Consider the following 15,577-nt stretch of genomic DNA (forward strand, 5'->3'; position numbering starts at 1 on the left):
CACAAGAGTGGAGATAATTGACGTTGACGGCAGGGTGAACGTATTGTCCGGACAACACCACACCTCGGTATCAGTGCCCTGACCTCGAAGAACACCCAACGGAGCGTTCATGAAGCGACTAGCAGCGGTAGCGGTCTCCCTCTGCCTCGCAGCCGCCACCGCGGCGTGCGGCGGCAACGCGGACAGCTCCGCCGGCTCCGCCGGTGACGTCTTCACCACGATCGACGCGCTGAAGCCGGGCATCGACGCGAACGCGCCGGTCAACCCGTACAACCCCAAGGGCAACGCCTTCCGGGGGTTCAACGCCGAGTGGCTCGGGTGGACCAAGAATCACCTGACCGATCCGAACCGGTTCTACCCGGGGGTCGCGCAGAGCTGGCAGGTCGCCCCAGACCAGTCCTCGATCACCCTCAAGCTCCGCCCGGACGGCAAGTGGTCCGACGGCGAGCCGATCACCGCGGAGGACGTGAGGTTCTCCATCGGCCTGGCCTACACCCAGGGTGGCACCGCCTACGCCCTCGACCCCTCCGCGGCCGGTACGGCCTCCGACATCAAGATTCTGGACGATCGGACCATCAAGATCACCCAGGCGGCGAAGAACCCGAGTTCCTCCTTCGTCCGCAGCGTCATGGAGACCGTCATCGTCCCGGAGCACGTCTGGCGCGGTGTGCTGCCCGCCGACTTCTGGCAGAAGCTGAAGCTCGCGCAGAGCGACGCCCCCGGCGCGGAGGTGGCCCGGGCGGGGATCACCAGCCTCGCGGACAAGGTGATCTCCTTCGCCCCGCCCAGGGACGTCTCAGCCGGGCCGTTCGTGCTGAAGCGCGTCAACCCGGGCGAGGCGCTGCTGGTCAAGAACGAGAACTTCTACAACGCGGCCAACGTCGCCGCCGACCAGGTGCGCATCCTCAACTACACCGGCAACGAGCAGGTCTGGAACTACCTGGTCTCCGGCAGGCTGGACAACGCCCCGTTCACCGCGGTCCCCGCGGGGGTGATGCGGCGGATCACCGAGACCCCGGGAAACACCATCGTGAGGGGATACTCGCCGGTCAGCATGGGACTCGCGTTCAACCAGTCCAGGAAGCCCTACGACAACGTGCACGTACGCCGGGCACTGGCGTACCTGATCGACCGCGCGCAGGTCACCAAGGTCGCCTCCCCCGAGGGGGGCGCCGCCTCGGCCACCACCTCCGGCCTGCACGAGGAGGCCGCGAAGGCGTGGCTGGGCGACGGCCTCGCCGCCCTGGACCCCTACCGGCACGACCCCGCCAGGGCCGAGAGCGAGCTGCGGGCCGCGGGGATGAGAAAGGTCGACGGCAGGTGGACGATGCCCGACGGCAGCCCCTGGAAGATGACCATCAACGTGCCCGCCTCCTTCTCCGACTGGCTGGCGGGCGCCAAGGCCGTCACCAGCCAGCTCAACGACGCCGGGATCGACGCGGAGGTGGTCACCACCGCCGACTACCCGCTCTACCTGGAGGAGATGGCGGCAGGGAAGTATGACCTCGGCTTCTGGCTGGTGGCGCTCGGCCCGGCCCCCTACAACATCTTCCAGCGCCTGTACGGCGCGCAGAACGGCTGGCAGCTCTTCGGCGGCAGGCTCAAGCACGTCGCCCCCGGCACGGAGGGCAACTGGATGGGCGGCGCCGAGATCATCGACGTCAAGGGCGTGGGCAGGGTCAATCCCGGCGAGCTGGCGGTGAAGCTGAACTCGGTGCCCGAGGCGGAGCAGCGGGGGATCGTCTCGACCCTCGCCAGGACCGCCAACCAGGACCTCCCGGTGATCCAGCTGTGGGACTACGTCAACACCCAGGTCGTCAACACCACCCGCTTCACCGGATTCCCCGGCGACGACAGCGACGCGCTGCGCCTCACCTCCGGGGTCTGGCTCCAGCTGGGCATGATCAAGAGGAGGAGCCAGATATGACGGTCATCGCACGCCGCCTCGCGGGCCACCTCGTCCGCGGGCTCGCCATGATCCTGGTGGTCACCACGATCAGCTTCGTGATCATCAGGAACATCCCCGGAGACCCCATGCAGGCCCGCTACGAGAAGCTGGTCGAGCAGGGCATGTCGCCGGAACAGGCCGAACGCGCCGTCGCGGTGCTGTACGGGTTCATGCCGAAGGGCACGATGTGGGAGCAGTACGTCGGCTACATGAGAGGTCTGCTCCACCTCGACCTCGGCCAGTCGCTGAGCGTTCCCGGCGCGGAGGTGACCACCCTGCTCGCCTCGGCGGCGACGTGGACGATCCTGCCGGTGCTCGTCGGAACCCTGCTCAGCTTCGCGGTCGGCATCATCCTGGGCGTCTACGCGGCGATCAAGCGGTCGAGCAAGCTGGGGGACATCCTGGCCGTCTCGGGCTCGCTGCTGCACGGCCTGCCGCAGTACGTCCTCGCGCTGCTGCTGAGCGCGGTCTTCACGACCCTGCTGCCGATCTTCCCCGCGAGCGGCACGGCGGACGTCACGCTCGAACCCGGCCTCAACGCCCCCTACATCGGCTCGCTGATCCAGTACGCCACGCTGCCGATCCTCACCTACGCGCTGGCCGGATACGGGGGCTGGATCCTGGCGATGAAGTCGAGCGTGGTCACCGTGCTGGGCGACGACTTCATCCTCGCCGCCGAGCTGCGCGGCATGAAGCGCGGCGTCATCTTCCGCTACGTGGCGCGCAACGCGATCCTGCCGCTGTTCACCATCCTCGCGCTCTCGCTGGGTCTGCTCTTCGGCGGCGCGATCTTCATCGAGCGGATCTTCACCTACCCGGGGCTCGGCCTGTTGCTGCTCAACAGCATCACCGACCGCGACTACGCGCTGATGGGCGGGGCCTTCCTGCTGATCACCGTGGCGATCGTCATCGCGAACATCGTCGCCGACATGCTCTACACCGCCATCGACCCACGGGTCCGTTCCGGACAGGAGGCGTCATGACCGGACGAATCAGGGGAGCCGTGGGAAACCGCCTTTCCGGCACGCGGGCGGCGGATCTCACGAGCCCGTACACCCGCACCGCGGGGGTGATCGCGTGACGGCACCGGTCATCACGGGTGGCGCCCCCGGCGCACCCGGCACCCCGGGGACCTCGGGGACCTCGGGGATCGCCGGCACCCGCGCGACGCTGCGGCGCAACTTCCGGCGCGGCGTCTGGCGGGTCCTGCGGCGCAAGCCCAGCCGGATCGTGGGCGTGGCGATCCTGGCCATGTTCGCGTTCATGGGGATCTTCGGGCCGCTGCTCTACCCCGCGCGGCTGCCGCGCGACGACAACGCGCTCTACGCCGCGCCGAGCCTCGCACACCCCTTCGGCACCGACTTCGAGGGCACGGACGTGCTCGCCCTGGTGGTCACCGGCGCCCGGTACGTCCTGCTGACCGCGCTGGTCACCGCCGTGATCACGGTGGCCGTCGGCACCGCCGTCGGGCTCTTCGCGGGGTTCCGGCGCGGACGCTGGGACTCCGTGCTCATGCGGATCACCGACATGAAGCTCACGATCCCCGCCCTCCCGCTGCTGCTCGTCCTGTCGACCGTCTGGAAGTTCACCAGCGCGCTCGAGATGGGCCTGGTGCTCGGACTCCTCGGCTGGGGCGGTGTGGCGCGCGCCGTACGGGCGCAGACCCTCTCGCTGCGCGAGCGCGGCTTCATCGAGGCGGCCAGAGGGCTCGGTCTGTCCGGCAGGCACATCGTCGGCAGGGAACTGCTGCCCAGCATGGCTCCCTTCATCGCGATGAACATGCTCATCGCGGTGACCGGCGCGGTGTACGCGCAGGTGGGCCTGTTCTTCCTGGGGGTCCTGCCGTTCGACGCCAACAACTGGGGCGTGATGCTCAACCTCGCCGTGTTCGGCGGCGGCGCGCTGACGACGACCACCGCGCTGCCGTACATGCTGGCGCCGCTGCTGGCGATCCTGCTGCTCACCCTGGGCATCGTCCTCGTCGTCGACGCCATGGACGAGATCTTCAACCCCCGGTTGCGGGAGGACTGAACAGATGTTCGCACGTTCGGAGAAGGTGTCCGTGACACCGGGCGAGCGGCTGGCCGCCGCCGTGAGAACCCTGAGCGCCCGGCGCACCCGGGGCTCCCGGAATCCGGAGGGCACCGGCAGCACCGAGAGCACCGCGAGCGCCCAGGGCGCGGCGAACTCCCGCGAGGCGGGAAGGAGCGGCCCGCCCGGAGTGCGCGTCGACGACCTGTCCGTCGTCTACCGGACGTCGGCGGGAGAACTGCCCGCCGTGTCGGGGATCGACCTTGAGCTGGTGCCGGGGACGATCACCGGGGTGGTCGGCGAGTCGGGGTCGGGCAAGTCCACCCTGGCGCTGTCGCTGCTGAACGCGGTCCAGCCCCCCGGCAGGATCCGCTCGGGCCGCGTGGAGATCGACGGGCTCGGTGACGTCGTGGAGTTGCGGGGCGACGATCTGCGCCGGGCGCGGGGACGGCACATCGGGTACGTCTTCCAGGCGGCACAGAACTCCCTCAACCCGCTCAAGACGGTCGGCAAGCAACTCCTCGACCTGGGGCGTTCGCACGACATCCAGGATCTGAGGGAGCTGGTCAGGGACGCCAAGGACCTGCTCGGCAGGATGGGCCTGGACGGCGCGCGCGTGCTCGACTCCCACCAGCACGAGCTGTCCGGCGGGATGCGCCAGCGGGTCGGCATCATGTTCGCGCTGGTGCTCAACGCCCATCTCGTCGTGCTGGACGAGCCCACGACCGCGCTCGACATGATCAGCCAGGCCACGATCCTCCGGATCATCAGGGAGGTCCACGAGGAGCGCGGGCTCACCACGCTCGTCATCACCCACGACCTCGGCGTGGTGGCCGAGGTCGCCGACCGGCTGGCCGTCATGTACGGCGGGCGCGTGGTGGAGCAGGGACCGACCACCGAGGTGCTCGGCGCACCCCGCCACCCCTACACCCAGGGCCTGATCCGGGCCATCCCGCGTCTGGTCGGCGACATCGGGGAGGCGAGGGCACTGCCCGGCCGTCCGCCGACGCTTGGGACAGTCCCGTCGAGGGGATGCGTCTTCAGGGAGCGTTGCGAGCTGCGCATGGACGTCTGCGAGACCGAGGAGCCGCCCGCCGTCACGCGCGGCGAGTGGATCGTGGCCTGCCACGCCGTCGCCGCCCGCCACGCGGACGAGGACGCGAACGCCGCGCGCACCGCGCACCGGACCGGCGACGGAGTCGCCGCGCGCGCCACGAGCGGGACGGACGGCGGCGCCGGGAACGGGACGAAGAACGGGAACGGGGCCGCGAACACGAACGGGAACGCCCACGAGGACCGGGACGCGGTTTCGCGGGGGGCCGGAAGGCCCGCCGGGACACATGGGCCGAGGGAGAAAGCGTGATCACTGGACAGGGAGTCACGAAGACCTTCAAGCAGCGGGGCGGCATACTCGCCGGCCGGGAGGTGAAGGCACTGCGCGGCGTCGACTTCGCCATCCCCAAGGGCGGGGCGGTGTCGTTCATCGGGGAGTCGGGCTGCGGCAAGACGACGCTGGGGCGGATCATCGCCGGGCTGGAGAGCTACGACTCCGGAGAGATCGTCATCGACGGCACGCCCATGTCGTCGCTGCGTCCGAGGCAGCGCCAGCCCCACTTCCGCAGGATCCAGCTCATCCACCAGGACCCGTACTCGGCGCTCAACCCGACCCGTACGGTGCACCAGACGCTGGACGCGCCGCTGGCGCTGCGAGCCGCGCAGACCGGCCGATCACGCTCGTGGGCGGACGGACGTGCCCAGGAACTGCTGGAACTGGTCGGCCTCGACCCCGGCTACGTGCTGCCGCGCTACCCCCACCAGCTCTCCGGCGGGATGCGCCAGCGGGTCGTCATCGCCCGCGCCCTCACCGTCGACCCCGAGATGCTCGTCGCCGACGAGGCCGTCTCCATGATCGACGTATCGCTGCGGCTGGGCATCCTCGCCCTGCTCAAGGACCTTCGCGAGCGCCTCGGGGTGAGCGTGCTGTTCATCACCCACGACGTGGCGACCGCGCGCTACATCGGCGACGACGGCGAGCTGTACGTCATCTACCGGGGGCAGGTCGTCGAGCGCGGCCACGTCGAGACGATCATCTCCGCTCCGGTGCACCCGTACACCCAGTCGTTGCTGTCGGCCATCCCCGTGCTGCACGGCCTGGAGCGGCCGGGCGAGGAGCCGGTGACGCCGACCGGGGCGCTCGACGAGAGCCGCCTCGACGAAGGCTGCCTGTTCGCCCGGCGCTGCCCGTTCCGTACCGGCCGCTGCGAGTCCGAGCACCCGCTGCTCGGCCACGGCGGCGGTACGCCTCAGGAGCACGCCTGCTTCCACCCCGCTCCACGCAACGTCGTCGCGATGCCGGTCGGTCACCCGTGACCCCGCTGGGAAAGAGACCCGGGGCGGGGTCGTGGAGTGCGGGCGGGGCGCAGGGGGCCGCTGAGACGTCGAGGAGCCCGGAAGCGCCGGGAATCCGCGATCTGTCCGGAAGCCGTGCGGCGTCCGAGATCGGCGAGCTGTCCGGAACCCGCGAGCTGTCCGTGATCAGGCAGGCCGTCGCGGCCGACGCGGAGGCGCTCGCGGAGATCGCCGGGGCCGCTCTCGCCCATGACGCGGGGGAGGCCGCGAGCCTGGTCGCCCGTCTCGCCGCGCCGCCCGCGCACCGCTCCTGGACGGCGCTGGTGACGCGCGGTCTGGACGGTGTGGTGTTCGCCTCGATGTCGGCGCGCGACCCGTGGGTGGGCCATCTCGACCTGCTCGCCGTACGTCCCGAGGCTCGGGGAGCGGGCCTGGGCCGGGCGCTGGTCACCGCGGCCGAGGACTGGCTGCGCGGCCGGGGGGCGACCGAGGCGCGCTTCGCCGGTAACCCGCCCTGCTACGCCTGGCCGGGCATCGACGTTCGCTACACCGCGGCGGCCTGCCTGGCCGAGAGCCTCGGCTACGAGCGCCACAACGTCGCCTGGAACATGACCGCCGACCTCACCGGTGACCTGTCCGTCGACGCCGACCTCGGGCGGCTGGCGGCCTTGGGGGTCACCGTGCACGCCGTCGCCCCCGGGGACCGCGCCGCCGTGTCGGCCTTCGTCGAGGAGCAATGGAACGCGAACTGGGCCTGGGAGGCGGAGCAGGCCACCGGCTGCCACTACGCCGTCAGGGACGGCGAGATCCTCGGCTTCGCCGCGTGGGGCGCGCGGCCCTCCTGGTTCGGCCCGATGGGCACCGCGCCGGCCGCGCGGGGCCTGGGGGTCGGTCGCGTGCTCGTACGCCGCTGTCTCGCCGAGCAGCGGGCCGCGGGCATGTCGAGTGCCCAGATCGGCTGGGTGGGGCCGCTGCGCTTCTACGCCAGGACGGTCGGCGCGCACGCCGAGCGGGTCTTCTGGCTCTATCGCCGTGGGCTGTCATGAGGGCCTCGGCACACCGGAGTGACCCGATGTACGGGTTGCTGCCGGGTACGCGGCCGTAACTTCCTCGCTGCCAGATGATCATCTGGTTGACGGCAGTGAGACAGGACAACTAACGACATGGGATGTCATGAGTGATCAAGTAGCCACGCTGTCCACGCTTTCCACCGAGCAGAGCGATCCGCGCTACAGCCGGATCGACCTGCTCCCCACCGAGCAGGTGGCCAGGCTGATGAACGCCGCGGACACCGCGGTGCCCGCGGCGGTCGCCGAGGCGGTTCCGGAGATCTCGGCCGCGGTGGACGCGGTCGTGGCCAGGATGAGGTCGGGTGGCCGCCTGTTCTACGTGGGCGCGGGGACGTCGGGCCGGCTGGCCGTGCTGGACGCCTCGGAATGCCCGCCGACCTTCGGTACCGACCCCGAGCTCGTCCAGGGTGTCATCGCGGGCGGAACCCCCGCGCTGACGCGTTCGGTCGAGGGCGCGGAGGACGACCGGGACGGGGGAGCGGCGGCCCTGGCGGAACGGGGAGTGGGCGCGCTCGACGCGGTGGTGGGCGTCTCCGCGAGCGGTCGCGCGCCCTTCGTGCTCGGCGCGCTGGCCGAGGCGAGCCGCCGTGGAGCCCTGACCGTGGCCCTGTCGTGCAACGTCGCGACCCCGCTGTCGGCGGCCGCGCGGCACCCCATCGAGGTGATCGTCGGCCCGGAGGTGGTGACCGGCTCCACCAGGCTCAAGGCGGGGACCGCGCAGAAACTGGTCCTCAACATGATCTCCACGATCGCGATGGTCAGGCTGGGCCGTACCTACGGCAACACGATGATCGAGGTGTCGGCGATGAACTCCAAGCTGGCCGACCGGGCGGCCAGAATGGTGAGTGACATCACCGGGGCGGCACCGTCGGCCGCCCGCTCCGCGCTGGAGGCCGCCGGATGGCACGTGAAGGTCGCGGTACTCATGATCGAGCACGGCCTCGACGCCGACGGTGCCCGGGTCCTCCTGGAGCGACACGGTGACCATCTTGAGGCGGCGCTGGAGGCGGGACGGGCCAGGGGCGCCTGAACCTCCGGCGGAAGGGAAGCCGGCGCCGGACGTGAGAGCGACGCCGGGCGCGGAGCCGGTTTCCGGCGCGGAGCCGGGACCGGGACCGGGGACCGGAGGCGGGAACGATGTCCGAGCGTGACGAGGGTGCCCGGCTCGCCGGGATCCTCGGGGCGGCCGTGCCGCGCGTCTGCTCGGCGGCGGTGGCCGCGATCGCCGTGGGCGGTGTCACGGTGGCCGCCGCCGCGGTGGGGGAGGCCGTGCGCTACTCGTCGGCCTCGGAGGAGCTCGCCGAGGACCGGCCACCCGCCCTCCGCGACGCGGTCTTCGACCTCGCCTCGATCACCAAGCTCTTCACCACGGCCGTCATCCTGTCGCTGGCCGAGGACGGACTGCTCGGCCTGGACGATCCCGTCGCGGACCGGCTGCCCGCCTGTTACGGCGGGGCGCCCGAGGTCACCCTGCGGCACCTGCTCACCCACACGGCGGGATTGCCGCCGGGACGCAGAGCCCACGAGGAGATTCCCGGCGACGGCGAGCAGGTCCGCGCCAGGCGGATGGAGAGGATCCTCTCGACGCCGCCGATCGGTCCCGTGGGTGAGCGCTATCTCTATTCGGACGTCGGTCTGATCACGGCGGGCAGGGTGGCGGAGGTCGCCGGCCGGGCCTGCCTGGACGAGCTCGTCCGCGTCCGGGTCATCGATCCGCTGGGCCTGCCCGACACCGGATACCGTCCCGCCGCGTCCCTGCTGCCCAGGATCGTCGCCACCGAGCACAAACCCGAGCGCCCGGGGCCCGGATGCGTGCGCGGCGAGGTCCACGACGAGACCGCGCACGGCCTGGGCGGGGTCGCCGGGCACGCCGGGATCTTCTCCACCGCCGACGACCTCCTACGCTTCGCCGAGGCGTTGCGCACCGGGGGAGCGCCGGTCCTGGGGCCCGGCGCGGTCGCGGAGCTCACCCGCGACCACGGCGTGAGGGACGCGGGCTTCCGCCACGGCCTGGGCGTGCGGATCGGTGATCCCGCGATCGTCGGCCCGCTGGCCGACGCCTACGGCCACTCGGGCTTCACCGGCACCTCGCTCGTCGTCGATCCCGAACGCGCCCTCACCGTCGTCCTGCTGACCAACAACGTCCACCCCCTGCGTGGCCGCGCGGGCATCCGCGACCTACGCCACGCCGTCGCCGCCGAGGCCCTGCGCCTGTCCTGAGCCCGCGCCGCACGCCTTCCGGTCGCGTTCTCCGCAGGGCACGGAAAAGGAAGTGGCCGTGATTCGTGGCCGGGAAGACAGGATCGGCGGAGCCGAGAGCCGGCCGTTGCCCGATCAGAGCGCCCCTGCGGCCCCGGCGCTGTGGACGGTGGGGTGGATCGGCCGGAAGCCGAGTTCACGGCGGATCTTGGAGGTGTCCGCGATGCCCTCCCAGGGGTCGTCGAGTGTTCGGCTCGTCGCCCCGTCGGCGACGGGCTCACCGTTGAGGTTCAGCAGTTCCAGCGCGGTGACGGGAGCGTCGTCGGCGACGTTGAACGTCTCCCCGTCCACACCGCCGGCCCGGATGAGGCGCAGCAGGGCCTGGGCGACGTCGGCGTGGTGCACCATGTGCAGACGTTTGTGGAGTGGCCAGTCGCGTGCCCACAGCAGCGACTCCGCCAGGTGTGGATCACCGTCGCCGTAGACGAAGGCGAGGCGGGCGATGCGCAGTGGCAGTCCTTCGGTCCGATGCAGTCCCAGGAGGATCTTCTCCGCGGTCGCCTTGCTCGCCGGGTAGGCCCTTGCCGATGGAACGGGCTCATCCGCCTCATGGGCCGGGCGGCCCCGGCCGGGACCGTAGACGAGGGTGGTGCCGACGTGGACGAACCGGGTGACACCGGCTCGGAGGGCGGCCTCGGCCAGTTCGACCGTGGCGGTGTGGTTGATTGCGATCGCCTCTTCGTCGGGGACGCCGCGGAAGGCCGCGCCGAGATGAACGACCGCGTCGACGCCCTTGAGGACGCCATCGAGGCCGCCGGTGTCACGCAGGTCGCCGACGACCACCTCGGCACCGAGCCCGCCGAGGGGCTCGGCCCGGACCGGGTCGCGGACCAGGGCGCGGACAGGCTCCCCATGCTGGAGCAGGCGGGGGACGAAGCGGCTGCCGACCCGCCCGGTCGCACCGGTCACGAGAATGGTCATGGAGGGACTCCCAGGGTTCGATGGACCACTGGGTGTGACGCTAGCAGATACTTGGATTACTTAAACCTTTTAATGTCACCAATATTTTAAGCCATTGGACTTACGTACCATGGTTCTCATGGAAGAGCGCGAACCTGATCAGGACGAACACCTCAGATCCGAGATCTGGAAAGCGCTCTACGACTTCTTCCTCGCCGAACACGAGCGTCGCATCGAGTCCCTCGGGAAACTGGGCGTCAGCCCCGGAGACCTCAAGGCCCTCATGCGGCTGGTTCCGGGACGGGGCGAACCGATGCGGGCACTGGCCGACATGTGGCGCTGCGACGCCTCGACCGTCACCTGGATCGTCGACCGATTGGAGAAACAGGGGTTGGTCGAGCGCCAGGCGCATCGGACCGACAGGCGCGTCAAGGTCGTCGTCCTGAGCCGGCGCGGTAAGGAGCTCCAGGCCCGGCTGACGGAGGACCTCTACCGGCCACCCGGCATCCTGTCGGAGCTGTCGCATACCGACCTGAAGGCATTCCACCGGTTGTCGTCGCGGCTGCGTCCGGAGGCCGGGTGAACGGGTTTCGAGATTCCCCCGGAGCCGTCACTGCCGGTCTTGCACGGGGTGCCCCAGACCCTGAGCCGGTGGCCGGTCAAGGACTCCGGGGGTGGGCTGGGGCGCCGTGCCGTGACAGGACTAGGAAGACCTGCTCCGGCGGCGGTAGTCGGTCCTGAAGCCGTCGATGGCGTCCCTGGTCGCCCTCAGGGCCGCGTCGGAGGTCTCGAAGGTGCGCTGGGCGACGCCGACGAAGATGCAGTCGACGATGAGGAGCTGGCTGATCCGGCTGGCCAGGGCGCCCGGCCGGAAGGCGGTCTCCCTGCCCGCCGAGACCAGGACGTGGTCGGCGAGCTCGGCCAGGGAGGAGCGCGGGTTGTTGGTGATCGCCACCGTGGTGGCGCCCGCACGCCGCGCGACGCGCACGGGCGCGAGCACGTCTGGGGTCTCGCCGGTGCAGCTCACCGCCACCGCGACGTCCTCGCCTCGTACCAGTGCCGCGCTGGTCAGCGCGAGGTGCGCGTCGGTGTAGGCGTGACCCGGCAGGCCGATCCGCATCAGCTTCTGCGCCATGTCGACCGCGACGAGCCCGGAGGCGCCGACCCCGTAGACGTCGACCCTGCGGGCTCCGGCCATCGCCTCCACCACCAGGCCCAGCCGGTCGGGGTTGAGCTGGGCCGCGGTGTCGGCCAGCGCCTCCGACTCGGCCCTCGCCACCTTCGCGATCACGTCGGTCAGCGGGTCGTCGGGGCCGAGGTCGCCGGGAACCAGCCGTTCCGGCTCGTTCCTGGCGACCGCCGCGGCCAGGGCGAAGCGCAGCTGCGAGTATCCGGCGAAGCCAAGGGCCCTCGCGGTGCGCACGATCGTGGCCTCGCTCGTGCCGGAGGCCGCGCTGAACTCGGTGATGGTGCTGCGGGCCACGACGCCGGGGTCGTCGAGGATGAGACGGGCGATGGACTGGGCGGCGGGGGTGAGGGAGGGGAGGACGGCCCTCACCGTGGCCACCAGGTTCACGGGGGTGGGGCCGTCGAGGACGTTCATTAAGCGCCTTTCATGTCATAAATCAGCCTATTGGTCACCGGTCAACCAGCGGGCCACGGCGCGGGCCGAAGCCCGGGAGATGCCGTTCGTGGTCACGTACACGGCCCCTGTGGGGGTGCCGGGCATCCCGGTCTCGATCACCACGGTGTCGGGGCGCAGCGCGACGGCCCGCGCCAGCAGTTCGCCGACCCAGGGGTGGCGCCCGGCGTCGTGCACCACCATCACCAGCGGGCGGCTCTCGTCACCCAGGTCGGGCAGCTCGGGCGCCTCCACGGTGACGACGTGGCCGACGGTGCCGGGAAGCACCTCGGCGAAGGCGCCGATGAGACCGGTGAGCGTGCCCGGCTCGACCGCCTCGCTCAGCCGGGGGGCGATGTCGACGACCAGCGGCGGTCCGGAGAGCACGGCCGGAGCGGCCGTGGAGGTCACCCGGATGGCCGACCGAGCGGTCCGCAGGCCGAGCTCCTCGCCCTCGTCCCCCGCGTCCCTGGCGGCGATCCCCGCCGCCCGCGCCCGCGCGGCGGCGTCCGAGGCGTACCAGCCCGACAGGGCGAGGACGCGGGAGGCGGCCTCGGCGAGCCGGTCCTCGCCGAGCCTGCCCTCCCGTACGGCGTCCACGATGGCGTCGCGCAACTTGTGGACGTTCTCGCCCCCGGGGGAGGAGATGCCCGCGCAGATCGCGTCGGCCCCGGCCGCCAGGGCGCGGACCGCGATCTCCCCCGGCGGATGGAGGGCCGCGACGGCGCGCATCTCGATGGCGTCGGTGACGATCATGCCGGTGAATCCCAGCTCCTCGCGGAGCAGGCCGGTGACGATCCTCCGGCTCAGCGTCGCGGGATTCTCCGGGTCGAGGGCGGGGATCAGCAGGTGCCCGCACATGACGGCCCGCACCCCCGCGGCCACCGCGGTGCGGAAGGGCGGCAGATCGCGCTCGGCGAGGAGGCGCGCGGAGGCGTGCAGGGTCGGCAGGGCGTGGTGGGAGTCGGTGTGGGTGTCGCCGTGGCCGGGGAAGTGCTTGGCGCAGGCGGCGACCCCGGTCCCCTGGAGCCCGGAGATCCAGGCCGCGGTGTGCCGGGAGACCAGCTCCGCGTCGGCGCCGAAGGAGCGGACGCCGATCACCGGGTTGACCGGGTTGGCGTTGACGTCCGCCACCGGGGCGTAGTCGAGGGTGATGTCGGCGGATGCGAGGAGGCGGCCGATCTCCTGGGCGACGAGCCGGGTCGCCTCGACGTCGTCGCCCACGCCCAGTGCCCGGTTGCCCGGCCACGAGCTGCCCCGCGCGGCCTGCAGACGGGTGACGGACCCGCCCTCCTCGTCCACCGCGATCACCGCGGCGGGGTTCTCCGCGCGCAGCCGGGCGACCAGATCGGCGGTGTGGCCGAGGCCGGTGAGGTTGCGGGCGAACAACACGGTCCCGCCGAGGCCCTCCTCGCCGAGCGCGCGCAGCAGCCACCCGGGCGGCTCGGTGCCGTCGAACCCGGGCTGGAGGACGGTCATGGCCAGCCGGGCCAGGTCGGGGCTGCGATGGGGCATGCGGTCACCTTGATCGAGGTAGGCGTCGTGTGGCGGGTGGGCGGAGGAAGGTGTCTCAAGGCAGGTTACCCATCAATGATGATTTCCTTCATTTTCAATGCCCCAAAAGTAGTTTTCTGTCATCTGCGTGCGCTCCCCTCTCCTGTCGAGGTGGGAGGGGGGCGCACGCGGAGGGGGTGCTCGCCGCCGAAAGCGTCAAGACCGCGAATGGGGCGGCCCGTGTTCTCGCTATCCCGTATACCCTGTAGGGATAGTGGGTTATGCTGGATCGCGTGTCAGGTTACCCATCGGTCGCCGTCGTGGGCGGCGGCGCGAGCGGCACGCTGGCGGCTGTCCACCTGCTCCGCGAGGCGCGGGCACGGAACACGCCGCTGGAGGTCGTGCTGATCGACCGGTACGGGCGGCACGCGCTGGGACAGGCGTACTCGACCACCGATCAGCACCACCTCCTCAACGCCTGCGCGAACAAGATGAGCGGGCTGGACGACGACCCCGGCCACTTCCTGCGCTGGGCCCTCGACGACGGGCTGGACGTCTCCGAATCCGACTACCTGCCCAGACAGACGTACGGGCGCTACCTTCGCGACCTGCTGGCCGACGCGGAGGAGTGGCCCGTCCGTGTGGTGCGCAGGGTGAAGGGCACGGTGAGCGCCTTGACCAGGGACCGGGGGGTGCGGGTCCACCTGTCGGGCGGCGGCGGGATCGACGCCGAGGCCGTCGTGCTCGCCCTGGGCAACCGCGCGCAGTCCGCCAGGCCGCCGATCGTGGACGAGAAAAGCCCCGGCTACGTCGCCGACCCGTGGGCGCCGGACGCGCTCTCGGAGATCCGCGACGGCGCGCCGGTACTCGTGCTGGGGACCGGGCTGACCATGGTGGACGTGGCGGTCAGCGTGACCCGGGCGCACCCGGATACCGTGGTCCACGCGGTGTCGCGGCACGCGCTGCTGCCGCGCCCGCACCCCCGGCCCGTACCGCCACCGGTCCCGACGCCGATCCCGGACGGGCCGCTGGGGATCGGCGACCTGCTCCGCGCCGTGCGTCTGGCCGTACGGGACAACGGGGGCGACTGGTACGGCGTGGTCGACGGCCTGCGGCCACAGGCCCAGAGACTGTGGGCCCGGCTCACCCCGGACGACCAGAGGCGGTTCCTGGGACTGGCCGCCCGCCACTGGGAGGTTCACCGCCACCGGATCCCTCCCCCCACGGCCGCCAGGATCGCCGACCTCAGAGCCGCCGGCCGCCTTCACCTGATCCGCGGCCGGCTGCTCCGGGCCACCGCCGGCCCTCGCGGGCTGCGCGCCCAGGTGAGCACCGACGGCGCCGTCCGCGAACTCGACGTCGGCTGGCTGGTCAACGCCACCGGGCCCGGCACCGACATCGCCCGCGACCCCCTCCTCGCCCGCCTCGTCGCCGACGGCGTGGTCCGGCCGGACCGGCTGCGGCTCGGGTTGGACGCCGATCCCGGCGGTGCGGTCCTGGACGCGTCGGGAGAAGCGGACGACAGGATCTTCACGCTCGGCCCCCTGCTGCGCGGAAGCCTGTACGAGACGACGGCGATCCCGGAGATCCGCGCCCAGGCGGCGGCCCTCGCACCGCGTCTGGTGGCGGCGATCGCCCCCGCCGCCCGGCGCGCCGCGTCGGCCGGTTAGCCCCCTACCCCGCGCGGGCCGCGTCGTGGCGAGTCGGTGGCCACGACTGATCAGCTGCGGCGGGCTCCCCCCGGGGAGATCGGTGGCACGTGCGCGGCACGGGACGGGCGGGATCCCGGCGTCCGGCCCCAGGGAACGCCGGTGGCCGTGGCTCGTGCCCCGGCTCCGGTGCGGCCGGCGAACTTGACCTTCAGTGTGCTTGAGGTCCGATGCTGTGAGGAACTTCCACGGAAAA

The 15,577-nt window shown here is 71.6% G+C and carries 13 protein-coding genes; 10 read left to right on the forward strand and 3 right to left on the reverse strand.

Annotation, left to right across the window (positions count from 1 at the left end):
- Window positions 1-109: 109 nt before the first annotated feature.
- The 8 genes from ACFY3V_RS30050 to ACFY3V_RS30085 all read left to right on the forward strand — a co-directional run bounded on the left by ACFY3V_RS30050 (window position 110) and on the right by ACFY3V_RS30085 (window position 9,618).
- Complete coding sequence (locus ACFY3V_RS30050) at window positions 110-1,927, forward strand: ABC transporter substrate-binding protein (protein WP_389778195.1); 1,818 nt, start codon at window positions 110-112, stop codon at window positions 1,925-1,927.
- Window positions 1,924-2,931 carry an ABC transporter permease gene (locus ACFY3V_RS30055; RefSeq protein WP_362901120.1) on the forward strand — a complete coding sequence of 336 codons (1,008 nt, stop codon included), beginning with the start codon at window positions 1,924-1,926 and terminating at the stop codon, window positions 2,929-2,931. The genes ACFY3V_RS30050 and ACFY3V_RS30055 overlap by 4 nt, the downstream gene beginning before the upstream one ends.
- 94 nt (window positions 2,932-3,025) lie before the next feature.
- A complete protein-coding gene (locus tag ACFY3V_RS30060; RefSeq protein ID WP_362901118.1) occupies window positions 3,026-3,979 on the forward strand; it encodes an ABC transporter permease in 954 nt (317 codons plus the stop codon).
- A 4-nt stretch (window positions 3,980-3,983) separates the two neighbouring features.
- Window positions 3,984-5,342, forward strand: coding sequence for an ABC transporter ATP-binding protein (locus ACFY3V_RS30065; protein ID WP_362901116.1), 1,359 nt, complete (start codon window positions 3,984-3,986; stop codon window positions 5,340-5,342).
- Entirely contained in the window at window positions 5,339-6,349 is a 1,011-nt protein-coding gene (locus ACFY3V_RS30070) for an ABC transporter ATP-binding protein (protein ID WP_362511345.1), read from the forward strand. The genes ACFY3V_RS30065 and ACFY3V_RS30070 overlap by 4 nt, the downstream gene beginning before the upstream one ends.
- A gap of 161 nt (window positions 6,350-6,510) precedes the next feature.
- Window positions 6,511-7,374 (forward strand): GNAT family N-acetyltransferase, encoded by an 864-nt coding sequence (locus tag ACFY3V_RS30075; protein WP_362901114.1) that lies wholly within the window; start codon window positions 6,511-6,513, stop codon window positions 7,372-7,374.
- Window positions 7,375-7,501: 127 nt separating this feature from the next.
- A complete protein-coding gene (gene murQ, locus ACFY3V_RS30080; RefSeq protein ID WP_350946257.1) occupies window positions 7,502-8,428 on the forward strand; it encodes an N-acetylmuramic acid 6-phosphate etherase in 927 nt (308 codons plus the stop codon).
- A 107-nt stretch (window positions 8,429-8,535) separates the two neighbouring features.
- Window positions 8,536-9,618, forward strand: a complete 1,083-nt coding sequence (locus ACFY3V_RS30085) for a serine hydrolase domain-containing protein (protein ID WP_362901111.1) — start codon at window positions 8,536-8,538, stop codon at window positions 9,616-9,618.
- 114 nt (window positions 9,619-9,732) lie between these two features.
- Here the strand turns inward: ACFY3V_RS30085 and ACFY3V_RS30090 are convergent, their stop codons facing one another.
- Entirely contained in the window at window positions 9,733-10,578 is an 846-nt protein-coding gene (locus ACFY3V_RS30090; protein WP_362901109.1) for an NAD(P)-dependent oxidoreductase, read from the reverse strand.
- Window positions 10,579-10,696: 118 nt separating this feature from the next.
- On the opposite strand from ACFY3V_RS30090, the gene ACFY3V_RS30095 reads away from it, so the two are divergent.
- Window positions 10,697-11,140 (forward strand): MarR family transcriptional regulator, encoded by a 444-nt coding sequence (locus ACFY3V_RS30095; RefSeq protein WP_362901107.1) that lies wholly within the window; start codon window positions 10,697-10,699, stop codon window positions 11,138-11,140.
- A 120-nt stretch (window positions 11,141-11,260) separates the two neighbouring features.
- Here ACFY3V_RS30095 and ACFY3V_RS30100 read toward each other — a convergent pair whose 3' ends face one another.
- Complete coding sequence (locus ACFY3V_RS30100) at window positions 11,261-12,160, reverse strand: MurR/RpiR family transcriptional regulator (RefSeq protein ID WP_362901105.1); 900 nt, start codon at window positions 12,158-12,160, stop codon at window positions 11,261-11,263.
- Between the two features lie 27 nt (window positions 12,161-12,187).
- A complete protein-coding gene (locus tag ACFY3V_RS30105) occupies window positions 12,188-13,693 on the reverse strand; it encodes a glycoside hydrolase family 3 protein (RefSeq protein WP_389778202.1) in 1,506 nt (501 codons plus the stop codon).
- Between the two features lie 272 nt (window positions 13,694-13,965).
- Between ACFY3V_RS30105 and ACFY3V_RS30110 the strand changes: the two genes are divergently transcribed.
- Window positions 13,966-15,342 carry an FAD/NAD(P)-binding protein gene (locus ACFY3V_RS30110; RefSeq protein ID WP_389778204.1) on the forward strand — a complete coding sequence of 459 codons (1,377 nt, stop codon included), beginning with the start codon at window positions 13,966-13,968 and terminating at the stop codon, window positions 15,340-15,342.
- The last annotated feature ends 235 nt before the right edge of the window (window positions 15,343-15,577 follow it).

This window comes from Streptosporangium sp. NPDC000095 (genome assembly GCF_042899335.1).
Classification (GTDB): Bacteria; Actinomycetota; Actinomycetes; order Streptosporangiales; family Streptosporangiaceae; genus Streptosporangium.

Coding starts and splice junctions, on each gene's coding strand:
- ACFY3V_RS30100 (WP_362901105.1), bottom strand. CDS start 12,160: ATGAACGTCCTCGACGGCCCCACCCCCGTGAACCTGGTGGCCACGGTG.
- ACFY3V_RS30050 (WP_389778195.1), top strand. CDS start 110: ATGAAGCGACTAGCAGCGGTAGCGGTCTCCCTCTGCCTCGCAGCCGCC.
- murQ (WP_350946257.1), top strand. CDS start 7,502: ATGAGTGATCAAGTAGCCACGCTGTCCACGCTTTCCACCGAGCAGAGC.
- ACFY3V_RS30095 (WP_362901107.1), top strand. CDS start 10,697: ATGGAAGAGCGCGAACCTGATCAGGACGAACACCTCAGATCCGAGATC.
- ACFY3V_RS30105 (WP_389778202.1), bottom strand. CDS start 13,693: ATGCCCCATCGCAGCCCCGACCTGGCCCGGCTGGCCATGACCGTCCTC.
- ACFY3V_RS30065 (WP_362901116.1), top strand. CDS start 3,984: ATGTTCGCACGTTCGGAGAAGGTGTCCGTGACACCGGGCGAGCGGCTG.
- ACFY3V_RS30055 (WP_362901120.1), top strand. CDS start 1,924: ATGACGGTCATCGCACGCCGCCTCGCGGGCCACCTCGTCCGCGGGCTC.
- ACFY3V_RS30090 (WP_362901109.1), bottom strand. CDS start 10,578: ATGACCATTCTCGTGACCGGTGCGACCGGGCGGGTCGGCAGCCGCTTC.
- ACFY3V_RS30085 (WP_362901111.1), top strand. CDS start 8,536: ATGTCCGAGCGTGACGAGGGTGCCCGGCTCGCCGGGATCCTCGGGGCG.